Origin of the sequence: Stieleria sp. JC731, assembly GCF_020966635.1 — a bacterium.
Lineage (GTDB): Bacteria > Planctomycetota > Planctomycetia > Pirellulales > Pirellulaceae > Stieleria.
This window is the reverse complement of record NZ_JAJKFQ010000002.1, coordinates 770,298-795,315: the sequence shown is the minus strand read 5'-3', so window position 1 is coordinate 795,315 and position 25,018 is coordinate 770,298. Positions and strand designations below refer to the sequence as shown.

16 protein-coding genes are annotated in these 25,018 nt (G+C 54.6%); 9 read left to right on the top strand and 7 right to left on the bottom strand.

Annotated elements, in window-relative coordinates; all coding sequences use genetic code 11:
* Positions 1–154: 154 nt before the first annotated feature.
* Together LOC67_RS08675 and LOC67_RS08670 are read right to left on the bottom strand one after the other, a co-directional pair.
* Positions 155–1,807, bottom strand: a complete 1,653-nt coding sequence (locus LOC67_RS08675; protein ID WP_230262195.1) for a hypothetical protein — start codon at positions 1,805–1,807, stop codon at positions 155–157.
* Positions 1,808–2,011: 204 nt separating this feature from the next.
* On the bottom strand, positions 2,012–2,773 hold the full coding sequence (locus LOC67_RS08670) for a hypothetical protein (RefSeq protein WP_230262194.1): 762 nt from the start codon (positions 2,771–2,773) through the stop codon (positions 2,012–2,014).
* Between the two features lie 174 nt (positions 2,774–2,947).
* On the opposite strand from LOC67_RS08670, the gene aroB reads away from it, so the two are divergent.
* From aroB to LOC67_RS08650, 4 genes are all read left to right on the top strand, one after another.
* On the top strand, positions 2,948–4,063 hold the full coding sequence (gene aroB, locus LOC67_RS08665; RefSeq protein ID WP_230262193.1) for a 3-dehydroquinate synthase: 1,116 nt from the start codon (positions 2,948–2,950) through the stop codon (positions 4,061–4,063).
* Positions 4,064–4,357: 294 nt separating this feature from the next.
* A complete protein-coding gene (locus LOC67_RS08660) occupies positions 4,358–6,823 on the top strand; it encodes a DUF1592 domain-containing protein (protein WP_230262192.1) in 2,466 nt (821 codons plus the stop codon).
* A gap of 47 nt (positions 6,824–6,870) precedes the next feature.
* Positions 6,871–8,154, top strand: coding sequence for a DUF1552 domain-containing protein (locus LOC67_RS08655; protein ID WP_230262191.1), 1,284 nt, complete (start codon positions 6,871–6,873; stop codon positions 8,152–8,154).
* A gap of 1,019 nt (positions 8,155–9,173) precedes the next feature.
* On the top strand, positions 9,174–10,625 hold the full coding sequence (locus LOC67_RS08650; RefSeq protein ID WP_230262190.1) for a sulfatase: 1,452 nt from the start codon (positions 9,174–9,176) through the stop codon (positions 10,623–10,625).
* Positions 10,626–11,217: 592 nt separating this feature from the next.
* Here the strand turns inward: LOC67_RS08650 and LOC67_RS08645 are convergent.
* The 3 genes from LOC67_RS08645 to LOC67_RS08635 form a co-directional block, all read right to left on the bottom strand.
* On the bottom strand, positions 11,218–14,643 hold the full coding sequence (locus tag LOC67_RS08645) for a hypothetical protein (protein ID WP_230262189.1): 3,426 nt from the start codon (positions 14,641–14,643) through the stop codon (positions 11,218–11,220).
* A gap of 88 nt (positions 14,644–14,731) precedes the next feature.
* A complete protein-coding gene (gene hisS / locus LOC67_RS08640) occupies positions 14,732–16,069 on the bottom strand; it encodes a histidine--tRNA ligase (protein WP_230262618.1) in 1,338 nt (445 codons plus the stop codon).
* 178 nt (positions 16,070–16,247) lie between these two features.
* Positions 16,248–16,715: a YkgJ family cysteine cluster protein gene (locus LOC67_RS08635; protein ID WP_230262188.1), complete on the bottom strand. Its 468-nt coding sequence runs from the start codon at positions 16,713–16,715 to the stop codon at positions 16,248–16,250.
* An 84-nt stretch (positions 16,716–16,799) separates the two neighbouring features.
* Between LOC67_RS08635 and LOC67_RS08630 the strand changes: the two genes are divergently transcribed.
* On the top strand, positions 16,800–17,651 hold the full coding sequence (locus LOC67_RS08630) for a formyltransferase family protein (protein ID WP_230262187.1): 852 nt from the start codon (positions 16,800–16,802) through the stop codon (positions 17,649–17,651).
* A gap of 55 nt (positions 17,652–17,706) precedes the next feature.
* Here LOC67_RS08630 and LOC67_RS08625 read toward each other — a convergent pair whose 3' ends face one another.
* Both LOC67_RS08625 and LOC67_RS08620 read right to left on the bottom strand, forming a co-directional pair.
* Positions 17,707–18,171, bottom strand: a complete 465-nt coding sequence (locus LOC67_RS08625; RefSeq protein WP_230262186.1) for a hypothetical protein — start codon at positions 18,169–18,171, stop codon at positions 17,707–17,709.
* A 53-nt stretch (positions 18,172–18,224) separates the two neighbouring features.
* Positions 18,225–19,502, bottom strand: a complete 1,278-nt coding sequence (locus LOC67_RS08620) for an acetylxylan esterase (RefSeq protein ID WP_230262185.1) — start codon at positions 19,500–19,502, stop codon at positions 18,225–18,227.
* A gap of 670 nt (positions 19,503–20,172) precedes the next feature.
* Here LOC67_RS08620 and LOC67_RS08615 point away from each other — a divergent pair.
* The 4 genes from LOC67_RS08615 (at position 20,173) to LOC67_RS27545 (ending at position 24,014) form a co-directional block, all read left to right on the top strand.
* Complete coding sequence (locus tag LOC67_RS08615) at positions 20,173–20,742, top strand: DUF4339 domain-containing protein (protein WP_230262184.1); 570 nt, start codon at positions 20,173–20,175, stop codon at positions 20,740–20,742.
* A 413-nt stretch (positions 20,743–21,155) separates the two neighbouring features.
* Positions 21,156–21,659, top strand: a complete 504-nt coding sequence (locus LOC67_RS08610; protein ID WP_230262183.1) for a hypothetical protein — start codon at positions 21,156–21,158, stop codon at positions 21,657–21,659.
* Positions 21,660–21,711: 52 nt separating this feature from the next.
* On the top strand, positions 21,712–23,220 hold the full coding sequence (locus LOC67_RS08605) for a hypothetical protein (RefSeq protein WP_230262182.1): 1,509 nt from the start codon (positions 21,712–21,714) through the stop codon (positions 23,218–23,220).
* Between the two features lie 44 nt (positions 23,221–23,264).
* Positions 23,265–24,014: a type II CAAX prenyl endopeptidase Rce1 family protein gene (locus tag LOC67_RS27545; protein ID WP_230262181.1), complete on the top strand. Its 750-nt coding sequence runs from the start codon at positions 23,265–23,267 to the stop codon at positions 24,012–24,014.
* Positions 24,015–25,018: the final 1,004 nt, after the last annotated feature.

Below are 25,018 nucleotides of genomic sequence, written 5' to 3'. Positions count from 1 at the left end.
GGGCAGACCTGGGGAAAAGCCCGGCAGTATGACGGTTTGGACGCAATCACGGAAGTGGCGCCAAACTTTCGCTGACCAGGAACGTCAGCAGGACGTCCCGAAAATACCGCTAGCAGCGTTTTCGCCGACGGTAGCAACCGAGGCGGGACACCGCTTAGAGTGGGAATTCTTCTTCGGCGGCAACTTCGGCGTAGAGCGGCATGTGCCGGTAGTAGACTTCCAGGATCATCGTGGCGAACGAAGTCAGGCAGAGCCGTCCGCTTTCGGAGAGGTGGTTAACGCCTGGGAAGTACCAGCTGCCCTTCGCACCGCGGCTCTGGTCTTGGGTTTCAACCAACCAGTCGCGCAGTTCGGTGTTGAACTTGTCCCATTCTTTACCACCGTTGTGACGAAGTACCTGTGCAGCGTAGTAGTTGTAGTACAGGTCTTTCTTGATGACCCCACGTTTTGCCAAGTGCTGAACGCCTTTTTGAATGCCCGGGTGATTCTTGTCCCAGCCGGTATACATGCGGCACAGCAGACCGACTGCAGAGGTGGCGGGACGAAAATCGGCAACCCGATTGGTGTAGCCATAAATTGAACCACCATCGCTGGCCACCTTGTCCAGAAAAGCGATCGAACCCTGAATCGCGTTCTGTGGAATGATCAGGTGTCCCATGTGGCCGCTCTTGAGCGCCATGACCTGCCAGCCGACGACTGAGGTGTCGCCGCCATTGCTGTCACGGATACCGTAGCGCCATCCCCCGTCAGCACACTGCGTCAAGGCGATGAAGTTCAAAGATGCTTGTGCAGGGCCGGCAAGCTCTGGGTCACCCGTCATCGCGTAAGCTTCGCAAAGGGTGATCGAAGCTAGTCCGTGGTCGTACATTGAACCGCCACCGCGGTAATCGATGTATGGCAAGCCTCGTTCTTTGCCGGGCTTTCCGTTCTGGACCAGAAAACGAAGTCCGCCCATGACAACGCCGCTGAACTCGCCTTTGATGTGTGTTTGTCCGGCACCAAGAAACGGCAGCAGTGCTAGTGATGTCGCGGCATTAAGCTGCTTCGCGCGGCCTTCTTTGGTGCATCCGTTTCCGCATGCTCCGTTGCAGACGATTTCATGTTGAAAGGTCCATGCACCCGCGTTTGGGCCAGCTTTGATTTGGTGTCGCGAAAACCACTTTAAAGCCTCTGTGACCGCGGCTTCGCTGCTGTCGGTGCCGCCGTATTCGCGAAGCAACTTCTTTTTCATGTCGGACGAACGGCTATCGGTCGCGCTCATGTTCATTGTCATCATGGACTGCAACGATGTTGCTGCAGGGGCAACGTCGACCGCAAAATCGCTCATGTCCAACGGAACGGTCGCGATATCCATGACCGGTGTTTCCATCGAAACCGGTTCAACAACGTCAACCGGATCGGTCACTTCGACTTGCTCGACAACCTCTTCCGATTCGGCGATATCGCCAGGATCAAAGTCTTCGATCGAAAGTTCTTCAACTTCGGGACCGTTGTCTTGAGCGCTCGATGCGGTCAGCACATTGACGATCTGAATCGGGTCTGCAATTGAGACCAAGCCCAGGATGACCAATATCAAAACGTGAACGAGCGTACTGACCAGCCAAGCGGGCATCGCTTGGAACACGACAAATCGTCGGTCGGTGCCAAAGTCTTCGCTTTCTTCGGACGCGTCCGTTGCCGCTTGATCATCGACGGCATTGCTTGGTTGCCCAGCGACAGTCCGGTTGCCACCGCGATTTGGATTCGCGTCCGCCGACGTGGATGCGTCAGAGTTTGGCAACTCGTTCGAATCAGCTGTCGTGCTCACGGACGGTATTCCTGGAAGAGAAGGCGAGATGAAATGATGGGGGGATACCGGTTAGCTGGTGGAGAGCCAACGTGCGGCGAACCAGTGCTCGACCAAGAGAAGTGATAAGGGTGAGGCCGAGTACCCACGATTTCTTTAACGGTTTCCAACATTCAATTGTACTCAGTCAGCCAAGAAACTGCTGCGTACAATCGCAAGCGACGGTCAACCTTCTTCGTCTTCGGTCCGGTCTTTTCGATTTTCCACGCGGATCGGCTCGAAGTCGGCGATTCTTTTTAGGTATGTGGGAACAGCATTGCGGTACCGTTCGTTTAGTCGCACCTTCCGTTCGCCGCCAAGGACACCCACCCACCCCTCGTCGGTATCGATTGCGATCTCGATATCGGGAAAGCGATTTGCAGTCGGGTCGGTCCATTTAAGCACCATCAGCCCCTCGGTTTGAGTTGGTGGTGACTGATCGATGGAAAGGCCCGGGCTACTGATCGAATCCCACTGGTAGGATCGGTCGTCGAGTAAGACATGGCGAAGATGCCCAAGCCCCGGCATGCCGCTCAGTCGCACCTTCGTCGCTGACGATGCGATTTGCTCGGATTTTTCTTCGGATGGCTCTGCAGTTGGCTGGCCTTCTTCTGTTTGCGGAGCCGTTGGTTCGGTTCCAAGTGAGGGGTGCAGTTCAACCTCCTCGGCGAGCTGGTAAGCTGCGATGATTTCATCACCCCAGAACTCAGTCGACTTTTCCAACTGGGTCCGTCGCGCCCAGATGCTAAGTAGGCTGCCCATGAACCCGAGCACCACGATAGCGACGCCGATCAGAATTCCACGAGTTGTAATTTTGACCCGTGGGTCGTTGTATTTGTCTGCGTGTGGCTGAGTGTTTTTGCTGGCGTGTTCTTCAGCTCGGGGCTCGGAATCGGTTGGCGAAGAATCAGGCTGTGGCGAGGGCCGGTCGTCGGATGGAGATTGCATGGGTTAAACTGCCTCGCGTTTCTGTCGATTGGCTGGTGGGGACGTTGATTGGGATGCGACAACTCGCCAGCCGGAAGAGTCCGATTGCTGGTAAACGAGCATCCAACCGCTCATCCGAACCGCAATTCACAGTCAATTCTTTCGATTAGCATCCCGCCCAAACCGAATAGCAACATGGAACCGAATTTGGCCGCCGCGCCTGGCGGAAACACCGTCTTGGTCGACTTGGGGGACCGTAGTTATCCAATCCACATCGTGTCTTCGGCAACCGGGCGTTTTGCCGCTGCGGTGAAATCTGCCGTTGGCGATCTGACTCATGCGTTGGTGATTTGTGACCAAGCTGTCGCTCCGCTCGCCAATTCGTTGACAGAACAACTGCAGACGGTCACCCAGCGAACAGCGATCTACGAAGTTCCCTCAGGCGAACCGAGCAAGTCAGTGCAGCAATACGAAACGCTGCTCGAATGGATGCTTTCACAAGGAGCCGATCGCAAAACGGTTGTCTTCGCGGTCGGCGGCGGGGTGATCGGTGACCTTGCCGGATTCGTAGCCGCCTCGTTCGCACGCGGTGTCCGTTTCGTTCAAGTTCCGACAACTTTGTTGGCAATGGTCGACAGCAGTGTCGGTGGCAAGACTGGGATCAATTTGTCAGGGGCGAAAAACATGGTGGGTGCCTTTTGGCAGCCTGAATTGGTGTGGATTGACACCGATGTCATGAACACGCTTCCCGATCGAAGCTATCGAAGTGGTCTCGCCGAGGTCGTTAAATACGGCGTGATCGATGATGCGGAGTTCTTTGAATATCTCGATCAGAATGCCGAAACGCTGGTAGGCCGAGAAAACGAAGCGTTGCGTTTCTCCATTGCTCGCAGCTGCCAATCCAAAGCAAGCGTTGTCGGTGAAGACGAACGCGAAACCAGCGGCCGTCGCGCTATTCTGAATTACGGACACACGTTCGCCCATGCGATCGAAGCGACCGCAGGTTATGGAAAACTGCTTCATGGCGAAGCGGTTTCGATCGGGATGCAGATGGCGGCAAGCCTGGCCATCGATTTGAATCTTTGTGATGCCGAGTTGCTGCGGCGGCAAACCCAGTTGTTGCAGCGTTGCGAGCTGCCAATTCGGTTCCCCGATGCTGATGTCGATGCGATGTTGCCGGTCATGATGCGTGACAAAAAGGTCGCGCATGGAAAATTGCGTTTCATCTTGCCAAAGCGGATCGGCCACGTCGAATTGGTTGGCGATGTTGATCAGGATCTGGTCAGAAAGGCAATTTTGGCCCACAAATAGCCGCGATTGAAGCGATTCTCGCCCGCGGCGATCGACATCCTTAATCTAGCGAAGTCTCGCCAGCGATTGCGCTGGCCAACGGCATGCCGCAGATTGTATTTCGGTTTAAGTCCCCCATGCTGTACAATGGGGGAACGTCAGCTGCCGACCGGTCCCACCGATATTTGCCGGTCCAGTGACGAGGACTCCTGAGCATTGTCTGCTGCGAGCACTGTTTGCGACGGGATTCCAAGTCAATTAGGAAACAATCGATTTCCCAGCTGATCCCGCCTCTACGTACAGAACTGACAAACGATGCAGTCTTGCCTCATTTTCAATGCGCCGCTGGTATATCTGGTTGGCTGCTTCGCATTGACCGGTTTTGCTTTGCCAAGCACATGTCTGTCCAGTGAGCCGGACAAGTCTTCAGTCTCTCAAACGCTAGGCTCATCGCTGGGCCTTTTCGTTAGCGAGCACTGTGTCGATTGCCATGACGGCGCCGATGGCGAAGGCGGATTTGATTTAGGGACATTGCCCAAAGATGTCTTCGACAGACCTGCGACCGAAAAGGAACTGCATCGTTGGATTCGTGTATTTGAACGCGTGAATAAGAACGAGATGCCTCCTCCGGAAGATGCGTCCATCGATGCATCAGAGCGAGAACCATTCCTCGATCAGCTGAAGCGTTCAATCTTGTCGTCTCAATCACGGCGACATCAACAATTCGGCCGCGTTCAATCTCGAAGGCTTACCAACGATCAACTCTCTGCGACATTGGGCGATCTCCTTGCCATTGATATTCCGCTTGCTCGTTTGATGCCGGAAGAGCCCCGCATCGATGGCTTTCGCAACATTGCTAATGCCCAGTCGATGTCGCACTATCACTTGGAAGATCACCTGCGAGTTGTCGACGTCGCGCTTGACGCCGCGTTTGCGAAACTACGTGATGCTGAAAAGCCGGAGGTGATTGATTTGCCGGCCAAGCGGATTGCCAATAAGCGTCCTGGGCAACGCAACCGTGACCCGGAATTGCGTGAGGAGGCGGCCGTGATTTGGATGTCGACGATGGCGTTTTACGGTCGCATTTCACGTTCGACAGTCGATCATTCGGGGTGGTATCGGATCACTTTGGATGCCTCTTCGATCAAAGCACCCAAAGACCGCAACGTTTGGTGTTCGATACGCAGCGGCAAATGCGTTTCCACTGCCGCATTGATGCACTGGATTGATTCGATCGAATTGACTGAGCAGCCGCAGACCTATCAGTTTGTCGCGTGGATCGAAGAAGACCACATGCTAGAAATCCGTCCCGCTGACAATACGCTGAAAAAAGCTCAGTTTCGCGGCGGGCAAGTTGGTGTTGGTGAAGGTGAGCCACAAAAAGTTCCCGGCATCGCGATGCACCACCTGACGCTGGAACGAATTTATCCCGGCGGTACGGTGGAACAGACCAAGCGTTCTCTGTTTGGTGATTTGAACGCGAAGTGGGATGCGAAGAAGAAAGCTTGGGATATTGAATTTCAAGCCGATGAACCCGAAGCGATTGCGGAGGCGTTGATCGAACAAGCACGAAGATTCGCTGAGCTTGCCTTTCGTCGACCGATCGATGAGCCGACGTTTCAACTCTATCGTGAGATTATTGAAAGTGGCTTGAAGGCCAAGCAAGACTTTGTCTCGGTGTTAAGGCAAGCTTATCGAGCGATCCTCTGTTCCCCACGAATGATCTACTTTACCGAGACGCCCGGCGAGTTGGACGAGTACGCAATCGCCAGTCGGCTGAGCTACTTGCTTGTCGGTTCGATGCCAGATTCGGAGCTTCGTGCTGCGGCAGATTTGGGAAAGCTAAAGTCGCCATCTGTGATTGTAGAACACGCCAATCGTTTACTCGCGGGTGACCATCTGGATGACTTTATCAATGACTTCGCAGATCAATGGTTGGACTTGGCAGACATCGCATTTACCGAACCGGATCGCCGGATGTTTTCGGAGTTTGACTTGGTGGTCCAAGACGCGATGCTGGAAGAGACACGTCGGTACCTGAAAACTTTGGTCGTTGAGAACCGCCCCGCATCGGAATTGGTCGACAGTGACTTCACGTGGTTAAACGACAGACTCGCTCGTTATTATGACATTGACGAATCGATCGAACCGTCACAGTGGCAACGCGTTGATCTACGCGATCATCAGTATCGAGGCGGATTGATGACACACGGTTCGGTCTTGAAGGTGACGGCGAATGGAACCGATACGTCACCGGTGTTACGGGGCGTTTGGATTTGTGATCGTTTGTTGGGGATTCCGATCCCTGACCCACCAGAGAATGTCCCCGCGATTGAGCCCGATGTGCGGGGTGCCAAAACCGTTCGTGAAATGCTCGCCAAGCACCGCGAGGATACGTCATGTGCGTCTTGCCATGCGATGATTGATCCTCCTGGTTTTGCGTTGGAGCAATTCGACGCCGCAGGCCGTTGGCGAAGCAATTACCTCATTCGCCGATCGGGTAAATATCGGCAAGGTCCGGTCATCGACGCTTCCTATCAGATGCCCGATGGAGAGCACTTCGACTCCTTTGTCGAGTTTCGTGAATTGGCTGCAAAGGCTGATCGGCGTGTCGCCAAAAATTTCGTTTCACAGTTGCTTGTGTATGCCACCGGCGGGCCGATGACTTTCTCGGATACGCAACAGCTTGATGAAATTATTGATCGTGCCGAGGGTCAAAACTACGGATTGCGTTCGCTGATCGAAGCGGCTGTGACCAGTCAAATTTTCTTGAACAAATAAGTGGATGCCGTCCCATGAACAAACGAGTTGCACTGAGGAAACGTGAGATGAAATCTGCTTCGGTTCCGCGTGAAAGTTTGGATCGTCGTACTGTGCTTCGCGGAAGCGGAGTCGCGATGACGCTGCCATGGCTGTCGGCAATGCAATCGGTCGGGGCGAAAGAGCCAAAGCGACCTGCGCGGCGATTCGTCTCTATTTCCACAGGTTTGGGGTTGCTGGGAGACAACTTGTTTCCTGAGAACCCAGGCAAGCAGTATGAACCGTCACGCTACCTGCGAGCTTTACAAGACATCCGAGAAAAATTCAGTGTCGTCTCAGGGACGCATCACCCCGGTGTTTCCAACGGGCACCGGGCCGAAGCAAGTATTTTGACGGCCACTCCGATTGGAAATAGCGGTGCGGCAAAGAACACCATCTCGCTGGACCAGATGCTCGCGAAGCGTCTTGGAAACGCGACACGCTTTCCATCCCTGGTATTAAGCACAGGAGGATCGCAAAGCCCTTCCTATACCGATACCGGGGCGATGATTCCTGCGGAGAGTTCGCCGGCCAAGTTGTTCGCGCAGCTGTTTATCGATGACACCGCAAAAGAACAGGTGCGTCAGGCCGATCGGATTCGCAAAGGTCGAAGTATCATGGACGTGATCGGTGAAGATGCGAAGCGTTTGGAGAGAGAGCTCGGTTCCGGCGATCGACAACGTTTAGATGCATACTTCACCAGCGTACGCGAATTGGAACGCCACATGGCGGCCAACGAGCGTTGGGCAAAGCTTCCTAAACCCGTGGTCGATCAGAAGCGGCCTGTGCCCCCGAGCCAGAATGATGTCGTCGGATGTCTATCAATGATGCTCAGCGTGATGAAGTTGGCGTTGCAAACCGACTCGTCTCGTTTCATGACGTTGAATATTCCCGGAAGCAATCATCGGCTGCCAATCGATGGAGTTGACGAAGGGCACCACACGCTAAGCCATCATGGACAGGATCCCGAAAAGTTGGCGCAGTTGGCATTGATTGAAGATGAACTCGTTGCCGCCTATGGAGATTTTCTCAGGTCGTTGGCATCGTTTGATGATCCCACTGGCAATCTGCTAGATCAGACATCGGTGTTGATGACCAGCAACCTCGGGAATTCATCGAACCACGACAATCGAAACCTTCCGGTCTTAATTGGCGGAGGCGGTTTTGAGCACGGCAAGCATCTCGCGTTTGATCGGAAAGACAATCATCCGTTGGCAACGTTGTTTGTGTCGGTGCTGCAGCAAACCGGGTTGCCGCTCGGAGAGTTTTCCAGCGGAACCTCGACGATGACCGGGCTAGATCCCACCGTCTAAACGTGTTTGGCGATCGGAAAGTTATCTAACCGTCCTTAGCCGAATGGCGTTAGCCGCGGTTGTGTGAACATACAACATACACCTCGTGCGAGGCTCCCGCCTCGCATGCAATGTCTTCCAGGCTCCGCCTCCTCAATCGAGCCAGCAACCGCAAAACCATCGCTATCGCGAACCGGCTTAGCATGTCATTTGGTGATCCATCCTGAGCCGTATTGGCGCTAGCCACGGTTGTGTGAACTCATTGTCGTTAACCGTGAGCTAACGCTCAGCGGCTGATGTTGTGACGAGAGCATTGGATGCTCTTCCTGCCGAGCCACAACGGCGCTCGATCAACCGTCGCTAACGCGATGCGGCTCAGTGTATGCAACCGTCCTGAGCCGTATTGGCGCTAGCCACGGTTGTGTGAACTCATTGTCGTTAACCGTGAGCTAACGCTCAGCGGCTGATGTGTTAACGAGAGCATTGGATGCTCTTCCTGCCAAGCCACAAGGGCGCTCGATCAACCGTCGCTAACGCGATGCGGCTCAGTGTTTGCAACCGTCCTGAGCCGTATTGGCGCTAGCCACGGTTTCGTGAACTCATTGTCGTTAACCGTGAGCTAACGCTCAGCGGCTGATGTTTTGACGAATGCATTGGATGCTCTTCCTGCCGAGCCACAACGGCGCTCGATCAACCGTCGCTAACGCGAACCGGCTCAGTGTTTGTACCCAACCCTGAGCCGTATTGGCGCTAGCCACGGTTTCGTGAACTCATTGTCGTTAACCGTGAGCTAACGCTCAGCGGCTGATGTGCTAACGAGAGCATTGGATGCTCTTCCTGCCGAGCCACAACGGCACTCGATCAACCGTCGCTATCGCGATGCGGCTCAGTGTTTGCACCCAACCCTGAGCCGTATTGGCCTAGCCACGGTTTCTTCTCACCAACAAATCCAGGCAACTTTCTTAAAGCCAAACGCGTTTCCTGAATGGACTCGTTAGACTGAAATCTCGTCATTCGATTGCCTCCACGATTCAGTTGCCATGCGAACTACGCTCACGCTGCTTTTGGCGGTTATGCTTTGCGCACATGCGTCCGCCGCCGAACGCCCCAACGTCCTGTTTATCTTTCTCGATGACTTCGGTTGGCGAGACGCTGGCTTCATGGGCAGCGACTTTTATGAAACACCAAACCTCGACTCACTTGCAGCCAAGGGAATGGTGTTCACAAATGCCTATGCCGGCGCGGCAAATTGTGCTCCGTCACGAGCCTGCCTGCTGTCCGGTCAGTACACGCCTCGCCACGAAATCTACAACGTCGGGACCTCGCGCCGTGGCAAAAAGAAACACGGCCGATTGATGCATATTCCCGGCACCGACACGCTGCGGACAGACATTAAAACTTGGGCCCACTGCGTTCGTGAGGCGGGGTATCGGACAGGAACGATCGGCAAGTGGCATTTGAGTGATGACCCGCTTCCGTATGGCTTTGATTTCAACTTCGCCGGTACACATGGTGGCAGCCCGCCTCAAGGCTACTTCCCACCACACGGGAAGATCAAGGAACTGCAAGACGCACCAAAGGATGAATACCTCACCAATCGATTGACTGATGAAGCGATCAAGTTTGTCAGTCAGGATTCGGAACAGCCTTGGTTCCTTTATCTGACGCACTTTGCGGTACACACTCCGCTGCAAGGTGAGCCAGAACTGGTCAAAAAATATGAAGCGAAGCCCAAAGGTAAACTACACGATCATGCGGTGATGGCTGCCATGATCGAAAGCGTGGATCGAGGTGTTGGTCGGTTGATTAAAGCGATCGATGACCTGGGGCAATCGGATAATACGGTGATCGTGTTCACAAGCGACAACGGCGGCTACGGACCGGCGACTTCGATGGCACCCTTGAAAGGTTACAAGGGCACCTACTACGAAGGCGGCATTCGAGAACCAATGTTTGTGGTCTGGCCCGGTGTGACTGAGCCCGGATCCACTTGTGATGTACCGGTTATTAATGTGGATCTGTATCCGACGTTCTGCGAGATCACCAACGCGGAACCACCAGACCAAGTCATGGATGGCTGGAGTTTGAAGCCATTGCTTAGCGGTGAACTGACCAGCGATGGCGTCCACGGTTTCAATCACCGCAGTCTGTTCTGGCATTTCCCGGCGTACTTGCAAAGCTATTCACGGTTCGATGGTCAACGCGATTTGCTCTATCGAAGTCGACCATGCGGCATCATTCGGATGGGCAAGTGGAAGTTGCATGAATATTTTGAAGACGGTGCGTTGGAGTTGTATGACCTGGAAGCGGATCCGGGAGAGTCAGTGAACTTGGCGATGCAGAATGCCGAAGTTTGCGAGCGTTTGCATAACGAATTGAAACGCTGGCGTGAGCAGACACACGCGGCAGTCCCAACCGAAGCCAATCCGAATTTTGATGAAGAGTCAGAACGTCAAGAAATCGCAAAGTTGAAGAAGCGATTAGGAAACTGAGCCGAAACGCGCTAGCGTCGGTTATGTGGTCGTGGGTTGCATGCAGGTTTTTTAACCGCGGCAAACGCCGAAGCGGCTCAGGTGCAGCGAATGAGCCGAAACGCGTTAGCGTCGGTTATCCAGCACACTGAATCCAATCACCAACTCAACCGCGGCTAGCGCCGAAGCGGCTCAGGTGTAACGACTGAGCCGAAACGCGTTAGCGTCGGTTATCCAGCAGACTGAGTCCAACCAACAACTCAACCGCGGCTAGCGCCAAAGCGGCTCAGGTGCAACGAATGAGCCGATACGCGTTAGCGTCGGTTATCCATCACACTGAATCCAGCCAACAACTCAACCGCGGCTAGCGCCGAAGCGGCTCAGGTGCAGCGAATGAGCCGAAACGCGTTAGCGTCGGTTATCCAGCAGACTGAATCCAAACACCAACTCAACCGCGGCTAACGCCAAAGCGGCTCAGGTGCAGCGAATGAGCCGAAACGCGTTAGCGTCGGTTATCCAGCAGACTGAATCCAACTACCAACTCAACCGCGGCTAACGCCAAAGCGGCTCAGGTTTGGTGTGTCCAAACGACGGTTCATTCCCGACGAATGATCTACCTGCGCCGGAACGCTTCGAACGCATCTCTTAACGGTGCCGGAACTTGACGACGATTACCGCTATCCTTGAGATTGCGCAGCGAATCGTTCGGGCGATTCGTTGCGTTCTGCGTCGAATGACCTGGTTGCAAACCCAAACTTTTTAACGCATCTTCGAACTGTTGCGATTGGTTTGCATCTTTGCCTGCTTGGTCAATGTCACGAACCTTTTCCCAACGCTTGCGAAAACGCTCAAGATCATCTGCGGACCAATTCAGATCCTCTAACAAATCGTCATCAATCTTGTCTCGATTCTCATCCAAATAGTCGAGCACCATGTCGGTTGCTTGTTTTGCATAATCCAAATCAGGTGGCGGCGGTGGCTCGGCATCGTCGGTTTCTGAAAACGGTGAAGACCCACTGTCGTTTCCATTTGAGGCTTTCCCGTTTGGAGAGGCTTCACTGGCTGATGGTTGGTTGGCTGACGGCTGGTTCGACGCATCGGCAGTGTTGTTTTGGTCTGACGAAGACTGTTGATCGCTACTGGACGGGCTATCTGATTCAGGCGAATTACCACTGGGGTCACCTTGAGACGGTTCCTGATCATCTGACGAACCATCCGTTTGGTCGGACGGGTTCATCGCATCACTGTCGCCTTCTCCCTTTGAAGGCGCTTGGTTCGGTTCGCCAGATTGATCTGATGTATCGCCCTCTTGTCCCGTTTCGCCACTCTGTTCGGGGCTAGCTTCTGAACCTGATTCACCCGACTGATTTTCACCTGAAGCACCCTTGTCCTTGTGATTGCTTCCAGATTGTTGGTCCGGTTTGGCTTGCTGTTCAGAACCCTCCTTTCCAGAGCCTTGATTTTCCGGGGATTGCTCAGCTGAATCACCGGATTGGCTTTCGTCCGATGACCCTGTTTCGCTTGACTCTGTTTCGCTCTGTCCAGACTGATCTTTCGACTGCTGTTGGTCAGATGCTCCCGAACCTTGCGGCTGATTCTGTTTGCGTTCCAAGAAGTCTTTGATTCGTTCGAACGCTTCGCCATCATGCTCGGGAGCTGATTTTTGCGAATCATCAGATGAGTGATCGCTCGATTCGCTACCCGATTGATTTGGGTTGTTCGATGCAGAGTTTTCAGAGAACGCTTCTTCGGAGCCCATTTCACCAGTGTCGTCGCCGCCAGAACTGTTGCCGCTAGAACTTTGGTTCTGCTGATTGTTTCCTGGATCGGTGTTGCCAGTGGTTTCTGAGTTACCTTGGTCGGTCTGATCTGAAGTTGCGTCTGTCGATGTGTTGTTGTTTTCAGGTTGAGCCTTGGTCCCTTGCCCGTCGGAATTGCTTGCGTCGGAACTGTCGGAAGTTTGCTGGTTTTGATTTGGTGAGTTTTCATCAGAACCGTCCGCAGCGTTCTGATTACCGTCTTGATTGGGCTTGCCGTTTTGCTGAGAGTTCTCGCCGGACGATGAACTGCTATCGGAGCCACCGCTGGATTGCTTTGGATCATTGGACGAGTTTTCTTGATCACCAGATTCGCCGTCGGCGGACCCATCATTCGAAACGCTATTCTCGTTCGGTTCTTGTTCCTCGCCCGATTCGCCGCCAGATTGTCCTTGCCCAGACTGGCCGTTTTGGCTGGACTGTTCGCTTTCGGACTCACCTCCTGATGTTCCAGATCCGGATGCCGATCCGCCTTCGCCCGATTCGGAAGGTTTGACATCCGTTGGGGGCTGCTTGTCAGGCGTCGACAACCCGTCGTTGTCCGTCGGGTCTTCGGGCAAGTTGGATTCCGTTTCGACGATCCGAAGTTCGACCGGATCGGTGGTTACGGAATTGGGTTTGATTCGCGGGTCGTTAGGGATATTGCGGTTGTCGATCGCCGTCGCTGTGACTTTGACCTTGTCACCGGGGCCTAGGCGATGGATGAACGGACGAAAGCGGAATACCGCAACTTGGTTGCCTTTGCCATTGGTCTCTCGTTTCCAAATGATCGGTTCAGCGAGGGTGTCCAATCCGCGTGTGACTTTTAGCTGGACCTGGGCGAGTTCATAGTCCGGGTCCATGGCATGAACTTCGATTGTCTGCTGGCCGTTGACCGGAACTTCCTTGGGTGACTTTCGCGGGACGACGATGGTGACATCCGGTGGCAAGTCGGGAACGATCTTGATCGGATAGATGATCGGATCCGGATTGGCCTGGTCGCTATGATCCCAGACACGAATGCGGTAGTTTTCAGGTTCGACCGCGTTGGGGCGGCCGACCGCACTGCGCATGGTCATGCTCGCGGAAAGCGATACGCCATCGTCCGCAATTTGCATTTTGACGATGCCACCGGTCGATCGATAGTCATCGCCCACTTGTTTGCAGTTGAGTTGCAATTCGGCGCGGGCGACTGGCCGATTCGTGCGTGCACGTATAAGGACTTTCGTCGCGTCGATCGCATTGATTGCGGGGCTGGTCGTCGTCCGCGCTTGCGCGCCTGTGTAGGCGGGCGGTTCATAGCGCAAACTTTCTACCGCGACGACCGGTACGTTCTCGATCCAGATCCGATAGGGGCCGCTGCTGGCGTCGCCTGCTTCGATTGAATATTGAAGGCTGCCGGTCGACGAGTGGTCGACATCGATATTTCCGACATAGGCATCCGCGTTTTCGTCAAAGACCAGTTCGATCTGTTTTTCCGACGTTTCACTGGTGACAAGGCAAGTGACAATTTCATCGCTAAACAGTCCCAGCACTTCGGCTGACACGCTGACTTGGCGTCCGGCAAGTGTCCGCGTATTTCCAGGACTGACGTTACGAATTTGAACTCGTTTGGCCGGATCGATGGATGCCAAGGGCGCGATCAATCGTTTAGCCGATTCGACTGAGCTTTTAGGCGAGGCGACCGCGTAGGCGGCGAGGACTGCGAAGAGGGCAGCCGCAGCGATCCACCAGCGAAAGGTCCCGGTCGCTTCACTGGGGAGCACGTCGTAGGTTTTCAGAAGCGAAGCGGCACGCGATCCTATCACTTGAACGACGCGTGCACGAACCCCCTTGGAAGCTTCCGGTTTCAACGTCACATAGCTAGTGAGTTGCTGCCGATAGTCGGGCTGGTCTTTTTCCAAAGCCCAGGCGGCGTATTCTCGGGTTACCTGCTTGGTCATCAGCGGCCAAGTGTGCCGGACGAAGTACCAAACGCCTGCGCCGATGGAACCGGCAAAGCACAGCACACGAACACCGATGCTGGGGGAATAGACCCAGTGATCAAGTACCAACCACAGCAGCAGCGCCGACATGCCGCCGATCAAGATCCTTAGCACCGACCGTGTCAGTTCGCTCCACCATAACGCTCGCCGAGCTTCTTCGATTCGCTCGTTGATAACATGTTCGAAACTCGCACGATCGGTCGCCTGGACCAATGGACTGCCGGAATGGCTGTTCGGCGGCGAGGCGAGGGTCGACATAAGCGTTCAGCCTGAGGAGAGCGACTGGATCTGAGAAAAGGTTTGCGAAGCCCTGTATCGCCTCGGCGGTACGCCTTCGCTCCCTCTACTATACCTCGTCTGCAAGAATCTGGTTCAAAGTTGCGACCAGTTCGTCGGGCTGGTCGTGCCGATAATTCACGTCCTGTGTCTGTTTGGTCGACAGCGTTTTGACTTGAATTCGATCCTCCGCCCACTCGTTTGCTCCGGCGACCAGTCCGACACGGAACCCATGCCCGTCGGCGTACTTCAGCTGAGCACCCAGCTTTTTGGGATCGGGGTAGATCTCATTGGAGATCCCTTTATCGCGGAGCGTCGCCGAAAGTTTCAGATAGTCGTCGCGTCGATCGGCATCAAAGTAGGCGATGAACACGCTAGCAGGCGTCTTCGCATCCCCCAACAGGTTCAGGGTCTCCATCGCGGCGAGCAGCCGGTCGAGGCCTAGCGAAGCACCGATTCCGGGCAGATGTTGCTTGGTGTAAAGCCCCGCCAGATTGTCGTACCGTCCACCACTGCAAACACTGCCGATGCCTGGTAAGTCATCGAGCGTGGTTTCGAAGATCACACCGGTGTAATAGTCCAGCCCGCGCGCGATGGACACGTCGATTTTCAAACGGTCAACCGGCACACCAGCAGCCAGCGCGCCTTGATGAACGTCTTGCAGTCGAGTAATCGCTTCTTGTCCTGATTCGGTGCCGCCGATCAATTCAGGCAGTCGGGCGAAGATCGAATCGGCATCGCCATCGAGTTCGGCCAGTGCAAGTACTTTGTCAGCTTGGTCAGCGGAGACGCCTGCGGATTCACACATCTCCTCAGCCACACGCTCGCGCCCGATCTTGGCAAGCTTATCGAGGGCTCGAAGCAGTTCAACGCTTTTGTCTTCCAGATCTAAGGACCGCAGCAGTTCGGTAAGGACACCGCGGTTGTTGACGCTGATCGTGAACTTTTCAAAACCAATCTCACTGAGCAGTCGATTGATAACGGCAACGGCTTCAATATCCGCCATCACGCCGGTGGTGCCGATCGTATCAAAGTCACACTGCATGAATTCGCGGTAGCGTCCCGCCTGGGGACGCTCGCCACGCCAGACCGGTGCGATGTGATAACGTTTGAAGGGTGTTCCCAATTCGTTGATGTGCTGCGCCGCGAAACGTGCCAAGGGCACCGTCAGGTCAAAACGCATTCCAACGGCTCGTCCGCCATTGTCTTCGAAGCGATAGATTTGACGGTCCGTTTCGTCACTGCCCTTGCCCGTCAATATTTCCAGGTATTCCAGTGTTGGCGTATCGATCGGTGCAAAGCCAAAAGAACGAAACACCTTTCGAGCCGTCTCCATCAACCGTTCTCGCGGAATCATGACGGCGGGAAGGTAATCGCGAAATCCGTTTAGGGTTCGAGGTTTGATCAAAGACATGGAAATCGAATCAAAGCAATGTTGTGTATTGGAAGTGGAAATCGGCTGCCGCAACGATGCGCGAGGGACTTCGGGAGGCAGCCGATCCGATCGATAGGGTTCTTATCGCGGGGATGATCCGAAGTCGCTCACCGCAAGTTCGCTAGTCGACATGTCATTAGCCAACAGCCCGCTAGCCGACAACCGGAAGCCCGCTCGGACGTCGCCGACGCAGTGATTGACGGTCCTTTTGCTTCGGGTCTTCGAACTGCGGTCCATACAACCCGTCGGCGTACTCGTCGATCTGTTCGGCCGTTTCAAAGTATTGGTCGTAGCACCAGTCGTCATCAAATTCACATTCGTCGGTGGTATAGTCACGACAGATCTGTGGGCGGGTTTCATAAATCCCACAGCGGTGGTCGTCCAGCAGGTGTTTACAGGTGGTGTAGACCAGCAAGTACCAGCTGCTTTCTTCGACGAAAACCGTGGCCCTGTCGTGTAGCAGGTACCAGCGGATGTAGTCAAAATCCTTCCGCGTCGTCGGGGCGTCAATCGGTAAGGCAAAATAGTGACAGCACTTGGCGGTGCAATGATCGCACAAATTTTCGCCTTTGGGCACCTGATCGCGTTTCAGGCGGATCGCTAGTGGTGGCACATTCACGGGAAGGTATCGCGTTTTGTGGCGTTTTCGTGTAAACGGTGCATCAAACGACGCACGAGACTGGATAGCAGCTGGAGCATTTTAATGGAAGTCGTCATCACTGCACTTGGGCCTGACAACGTGGGATTGGCCGACCCAATCATCCACTACGTCACCGGTCAGGGGGCCAACATCGCCGAAATCCAGATGTATGACCACGACGACCAGCAGCTTTTTGCGATGTTGTGCCGGATCGCGATCGACGATTCTCAGTTCGAAATGCTGAAATCGGCGATGCGGCAAATCGGCGATCACACCGGGTTGGCCATTCGGGTTTGGAGCCCCGATCAGCACGACCCGCCGCGTCTGGCGATCTGTTGCACCTTTGTCGAACATACACCGCGAGCTGTCCTGCAAGCGATTAAAGATGGCAAGATCAACGCCATCCCAGCTGTGCTGATTTCCAACCGAAAGAAACTGCAGTCGCTGGCAGATGAATTCGACGTGCCCTTCAAGCGGATCGGCGATGACAGCGGAGCGGCCAACGACGACGCGATGGTTGAGCTGCTCGATGAGTTCGACGTCGACTATGTCGTCCTGGCACGATACATGAGAGTGCTACCGCCGAGCACCTGCTGGCAGTTCGCCGGCGGACGCATTATCAACTTGCATCATGGTTTGCTGCCAGGCTTTCCAGGCTTTCGCCCCTATCATGATGCTCATGCCGCCAGGATGCTCAGCTATGGCGCGACTTGCCACTTCATCATCCCTGAATTGGACGCCGGCAATCAAACGATCAACCAGCGAACGTTTAGCGTCGACCCCGGAACGGGGCTCGATGAAATCATCGCCCGTGGCGAAAGCGAAAACGAACCGGCCTGCCTTGTCGAAGGCGTTCGCCGAGTTGTCGATCAGGAAGTTCGCCTTCACTTTCACCGCGTGATCGCAAATAAGTAAAGCGACTAAAGGCGGCACCGATAAGCTGCGTGCTTAGAAGCCGAGCCGCGAGAACCTATTGCGATTGAAGGCTGGGCCGTGGTGTGTAACCACGCAAGGCTGGCTGAGGCGAATAGCCACGCAACGCAGGTTGTGGGTAACTTCGCTGGCTCTGCTGTGTGCTATAGGTTGGCGTGCTGTAACTGGGCGTGCTGTAACTACGATAGTACGGCTGCGTGTAATAGCGCTGTGTGTAGTAAGGCTGGGCGTAATAAGTCTGCGGGTATGGGCTTGGCCAAACCGGCTGTGCATACCATGGTCCACCATAAGGGCTGACATAGCTCGTGCCGATTCCGTACCCATAGCGCATACGATGCGCGTCCGCTCGGCGAGCCTGCAGCCGCGCTCTCGCGAGTGCGGATTGTGCTTGGGCAAGCTTCGACGCGGCGACTTGCTTCGCGTTTGCACTTGTGACTTCATCGGCAAAGCTTGTCGGCACCAATACAGCGACAAGCAGCAAAAGGCTGAAGATCGATCGCATGATTGAGGTCCTTGATGGGTTGGTTCGCCGAAAAGCATCCATGAAGGTCGACGCTAGTTTTTCAAATGACGAGTGGCGAATTCGATGTACTTTTGCCAATCGAAATCGGTGACATCGTGTTTGCCTTCTCGAATGTGGTATCCGATCGTTCCTTGTAAGCTTTCGCCTACGACCGGCATTTCGTGTGACGGCAGTCCTTCTTTACCTAGCAACTTGTAGACCGAATCGGCATAAACGCAGGAAAGAAACTCGCCTTTCGGGTCCGCCCATCGATCTTCCAACGCACTGGCAACATACAAAGGACGCGGTGCGACCAATGCCAACAGGACATGATTGTCAAAAGGCATCGTGTCCTCTTGGTTGTTGTATTTTTTGAAGTTCCCACAGAACCAATGCGGGAAGGATGTATTGATCCGCCAGACGGTTTCACCAATTTGACGGCGCGATAACGCGGCGCCTCCACATCCGGAGTTATTGGAAATCACCAGTGCGATACGCTGATCCGTCGCACCGGCCCAGAGGCTAGTTTTGCCAAGACGCGAGTGGCCAAAGACGGCGATTTTGTCCGCGTCCACTTCGTCGACTTCTTCCAGTACATCGACGACACGACTTAACGCCCAGGCCCAAGTCGCAATCGATGCGGCTTCGTCGTTACCAGGTTTGCCAAGTCGTTGATGCACGCCATTTTCAAAACCGTCATCAAAGTCGGGATCGACATCGCCGTAGTACAGCGTCACTAATCCGAAACCGCTATCGATCATCCGTTCGATGCTCCAACGCGATGCCGAACTGCCACGGTCCGCATCAGACGCTTTGTGATCATCTGTTTTGCGCATCCAACTGGTCGGCAGATCGATCGCGGGGTGATCAAAAACGGTGTGGTTTCCACCGAAGTTGTATCCCATAAATACCGGGACGGCCTTTTGTTTGGCTTCGTTGGGCAAGAACAAGGCGACACGGACCGTTTCACCGGCCAGCTTGAGCGTCAATTGTCGAAGGAAACCTTTTCCGTCGAGAATCGCAACGTCATCGCTGGTCGTTTCGACCTTGGTCTCGCCTCCCGCATCCGCGGCTGGTGCGATACCGAACATCTCCTTTGACAAAAGCCCCAGCCATTGAGATCGCTTCGCTTGCCAACCGTCTGCACTGGTTACACCGTCAAGAACGTCGGGAAGTTTGTAATCGGGAATTTTCGATTCGTCATAGTTCGCTACAAAAGGCTTTGACTGTGCCTGTGCTTGTTCGGCAGGTCCGGCAATCCACAAGAACAAGAACATGCAAGCGGCGCTAGAAGTGGTGATCAGTCCGATCCGGTGTCCGATCGATTTCATGGTGGGCTCGGTGCGGGGAGTAAGGCAAAGACACGCGTTGTCTGGAAGAGGTGTGAGGGGAAGCTATTTTCAGATACCACAGCGGTGGAATCAAGCAGCTCACTCGGTGGGCGGGGCGAAAGGCAGAAATCCTAGATTGGGAACCGGCCGCCGCTGCGGGTAAACAGACAGCTCAATCCGGGGCTAAACAGCCGTCGGATCGCCTGTTGTCGTCTTTCACTCGTTTTCCCCGCAGGATTTGACGAGTCACTACACCTCAACTGAAACGCAATCGAACGATACAAGTGGTTACCACCACATGAGAGCTGCTCGTAAAGAACGAAATAGATGTTTGCCCAAATTGCCTACTTTGGGCGGCTTCCAAAGCGCTTCGCTGAACGACCAAATTGTTGGCTATATTTCGTAGACGGTTATACTAGAACGATTCGCGACCTTCACACCGCCGCGGCCCAAAAACTCTTCTCGACGCCAAGTAGAAACGATGGGAATCCGGTTTGCTTGCCACGCATGTGGAAAACCCCTCAACATCAAGAACGAATTAGCTGGACGTCGGGGTGTCTGCCCGAAGTGCAAAACACGTTTTCGTATCCCGGCTGCGGATGCCGAACGCTCCTTGCCTCTTGAGGAGGCTGTGCCAACGGATTCGGAATCGAACCGGGACGCCGAACAGGTGTCTACCTCACCCAGCTACGACTCCCAGGACTCCGCTGTCGCAACGATTGCTCAGCCCACGGTCGCTCAAAAAACTAGCGATTCCATGCAGGCGAGCATCCCCGAACCGGCTGCCGAGCAACCCAGTGCGAGCGGAACGGATGTGCTGACCAGTGACGAGCCGGCAACTTGGTACGTCCGACCACCGAGCGGTGGCCAGTACGGACCTGCTGATACCAGCGTGCTGCGAGATTGGATCGATCAGGGGCGTGTGGCAAAGAACGCGCTGCTCTGGCGGGATGGCTGGCCGCAGTGGCGCGAAGCTTCGGAAGTATTGCCCGAGATTGCCGATCGGTTACCTGGAACCAGTCAAAAGGTTGAACCGGTTGCAAATCCAGGGATGGGGAAAACGAAATCGATCGCGACCGAGAAAACCAGTCCGCTGGATTCTTCAATCGTTGGGACCGCCAAAATTGGTGCGACGAGGCGGAAGCGGGCTAATCGACGTCTGACCCTAGTCGCCGTCTTAGGGGCCCTTGTGGTCGGGCTGGTAGTGACCCTGGTATTGGTCGCTTCGGCAGGTGCATAGCTCCGGCTGGATCGTTCTGCAGAATTGCTTCGATGTCAGGCTATCCGGGGTTCAGGCTGCTTCGAACACACCGCTGTGTCCGAGTACGAATGCCCGTGTTTCAAAGCCAGGCGTTTGTGCTGTGCTGCCGAACTCTTCTACAGCGGCTGCATTGCTGACCCCTATCGGCCAATGTCGGTCAGACTCGAGCGAATTGCCAGACTCGGGCGAATTGATTGAAAAAGCATAACAATCGCGTCGCTGGTGCCCAATTTGCACACAGTTTTCCCAGCCCAATTCGTCTTCGTTGCCGAATCAGCTACAGTAAATCGATTGATGTGCTCAAACCAAGACCCATTTACTACGCCAGTGGAGCTTCCATGATGTTTCGTTCGCCCCGTTTTGTAGCCGCAATGGCTTGTTTTTCGCTTGCCATGATGACTTTCACCGCGGGCAAAAGCTCGGCGGAAGAAGCCAAAGCGATTGACGTACTTGGCAAAGCGAAGATGACCGTTCCCAGCGAATTTAAGCCATCGGAAAAGAAATCGCGGATCATCGAGCACGAATTCAAGGTCGGCGAAGGCGACGCGGCCGCGCGTCTGACGATGATGCGAGCAGGCGGTGGGGTTGCCCAAAACATTAAGCGTTGGAAAGGACAGTTTTCCGGCGGAAAGGAAGAAGACCAGAAGACCGAAACCGTGAAGGCTGGTCCTTTTGAACTGCACTTGGTCGATGTCACCGGCTCATTTGCTGAATCGATGGGCGGTGGGCCATTCTTCGGTGGCCGAACCGTTCAACGCGAAAACTACGCGATGGTCGGAGCAATCTTTGCCAGTGAAGACGGCGGAATGTACTTCGCAAAGCTCGTCGGGCCTGCGGAGACCGTCAAAGCGAACCGTGAAAAGTTCGTTGAAATGACGAAGTCGGTCGGCAAGTAATTCCTTCGTCAAACAAGGGAAACCAAGAGCAGCACCAGCAGGAAGCCCCGGCATGAATATTCAGAGTCTGTTAGAGCACCATGGGATCGTCCGCAATCCGTTCGCGGAGGAAGACGCACAGACCGATCAGGTTTTTAAAGAGCATTGCATCGCCAACGCGTACCATCCCGTTTGGGACAAGGTTTATGGCGATCCCAAGGAGCCATCGACCGCGATGGTCTTTGGTCCCAAAGGCTCGGGGAAAACCGCGATGCGTCTGCAGATCCTCAGGCATCTGAAAAAGTTCAATCAGGAAAACGCGGGGCAGCGAGTTTTCACGATCGCGTATGACGATTTCAATCCGTTCCTGGACCACTTCAGCGAACGGCTCAGTCGTCGTACGGCGCGAAAGCCTGAACGTGTGCTGAAAGAATGGAAGCTCTGGGACCACATGGATTCGATCCTTTGTATCGGCGTGACAAAGCTGGTCGATCAGATCCTAAAACCCGAACAGGTTGCCGACGGTATCGAAGGCGAGTCTCTTGCACGATTGGATCACAACGACCGTCGTGACCTGTTGTTATTGGCAGCCTGTTATGACCAAAGCAGCGATGGCGCGTTCGTCGAGCGTTGGAACTCGTTCCGCAAGAAGCTCGGCTACAACAACCTTTCGACACACTTCAGTTGCTGGTTTGCGTGCCTTTGGTGCGTCGTTGTTGCGATCGCATTTGTCTACTTGATGTTCACCAGTCGTGGTGCGGTCGATGATCAAGGAAACGCAGTGCGCTCGGTGTGGGACTATCTATGGCTAATGCCGGTGCTGATGTTAATCGGTTCGGGGCCATACTTGCTTCGATTGATCAAAACGTCTTGGGCGGCCTATCAGATCCGTCGCCACATGCGTGTTGGCAAACGCGAGATGGGCATTGTCCGCAAAGTCTTGCATTCGATCCCAGCTAAAGAACTGGCAAGCCAACCTTTGCCGCGATACGACCGTACTGATGACCGCTATGAATTGCTGAACAAATTCCAGTCGGTGCTTTCACGATTGGGGTATGCCGGAACGATTGTGTTGCTCGACCGTGTTGATGAGCCACACATGACGGGCGGCAAAGTCGAACTGATGCGATTGTTCGTTTGGCCGCTGCTAGACAATAAGTTGCTAAAACATCCTGGAATCGGTTTCAAACTGATGTTGCCTCAGGAGCTGTATCGCGACATGGAGCGTGAGTCACGCGATTTCCATGAGCGTGCCCGGCTCGACAAGCAAAACGTCATCCCAATGTTTCAGTGGACCGGTGAGTCGCTTTACGATTTGGCGCGTGCACGCATGATGGCATGTGCACAACCTGGGAAATCCCCTGAGCCGAAAGATCTGTTTTCGGATTTAGACTACAACCGGATGATCAGCGCGTTTCACTCGCTGCGTGTTCCCAGGCACCTGTTTCGGTTTCTCTATCGCGTATTGGTTGATCATTGCAACCGATACACCGACGCGAATCCGGAATACACCATCAAGTCCGAGACCTTTGAAACCGCGCTTGCGGTCTACAGTCGCGAAGTGGATTCCTCCAGTTTGTAAGCGGATCTCGTCATATGCATTGCCGCGATCAGCGGAGTGGTTAGGTGAATCAAGAAGCTGACATTCGTTCGTCTGACCGAAGTGATCCGTGGCAAGCAAAGGCGTCAATGATCTTGCCGTTGATGTTGTTCTTCGTCATTGGTATGTTGGTCAATGTGGAGCCTATTGTCGACGACCAAACGGTCAACGGGACCGCCTATCTGGCAATGGTCGCCGCGCGAGTCGTGTTGATGACCGCCTGTGTCCTCTGGTTTGGCCGCGAAATCCTTCGGCAGTTCCCCTTGGTTTTGGATCAATGGGGCTGGATCACAGGGGGGATCGGCGCGGTCTTGTGGATCGGCATCTGTGAACTGCATTTGGAGTCATCCGTTCTTCAGATGCTGTCTCTTTCGACTGACTGGCTTCCGGCACGCGAAGGCGTGGATCCTTTCATCACTTACGCGCCAGGCGTTTCACTGATCAGCTTTTTGATCGCAAGGTTTTTGCTTCTGGCGGTCTGCGTCCCGGTTGCGGAAGAGCTTTTCCTGCGAGGCTTTTTGATGCGGTCTGTCGAGTCCGAGGACTGGACCGAACTGTCGTTGTCCAGCATCGGGCGTCGAGGTGTTGTGGCGGCCACCATTTACGCTGTGGCCACGCATCCTGGCGAGATTATTGCGGCGATCGTCTGGTTCTCGTTGGTGACCTGGATGATGTTCCGGACGGGGAAATTTTGGAACTGTGTGGTCGCCCATGCCGTCACCAATTTCTTGCTGGGGGTCTACGTCTGCTGGGCAAAAGCTTGGTATCTGTGGTAGCCGAACTCTGGTGCTTCGTTCCATTTGAAAATACGGGGTAGGGTCATCAGCCGACGGGCGTTCGCCTCGGTTATTGCGCTGAAACCGTGGCGAATGCGATACGGCTAATCCTAAGATCGAAGCAATAGTGATGGACCGTTCCTTTGGCTGACCCGTTTGTGGGGGACGGCGAAGTTGGATTGTTCTGGCACCCAGTTGCAAATTGGTGGGGTGAGCCGCTTTTGCTTTCAGATTGGATTCGAGCATGCCGAAAAAGTACCAGTCCATCGGGCGGGATTAATCGCGAATGCAGGCTTCACGTCAAAGGCATTTGCTTGACATGGACAGTTAGCGAATCTTTTCGCCTTGTCGGCCAGACGTAATCTGCTAACCTCTGGGGCCCGACCGAGGACCCAGTGCGTTTTGTACGCTGGGATCGTCAAGATTAACTACTGAAAGTACCGCATTTTGCGGTGTCAACGAATTTGGAGATTTGACTGGGTGGGTACCAAGAAAACTGGAAAAGGGCGGCGTAAGGTAGGTCGTAAGAAACGACGGATGCGTAGCAAGATCCGTCACCGCAAGAAATAATCTCTGCGGTTGGTGCTGAGCGCACCGATCTATAAATCACGATCAAATGCCGCCGATGTTCATTGCGATGGACATCGGCTTGTTTTGTTGGCGTTTCGAACGCAATCTGCCATAGTACCCGGCACGCTCCGTCGTGCCGACGCGCGGTGCTCTCTAGCATCACGGGGACCGTGATGGGTACTGATTCATCAGGCCCCCATAGTACCCGGCACGCTCCGCCGTGCCGACACGCGGTACTGTCTGACATCACGGGGACCGTGATGGGTACTGATTCATCAGGCATCCATCGTACCCGGCACGCTCCGTCGTGCCGACTCGCGGTGTTGTCTGTCATCACGGGGACCGTGATGGGTACTAATTCATCAGGCACCCGCAGTACCCGGCACGCTCCGTCGCGCCGACTCGCGGTGCTCTTTTGGCATCACGGGGACCGT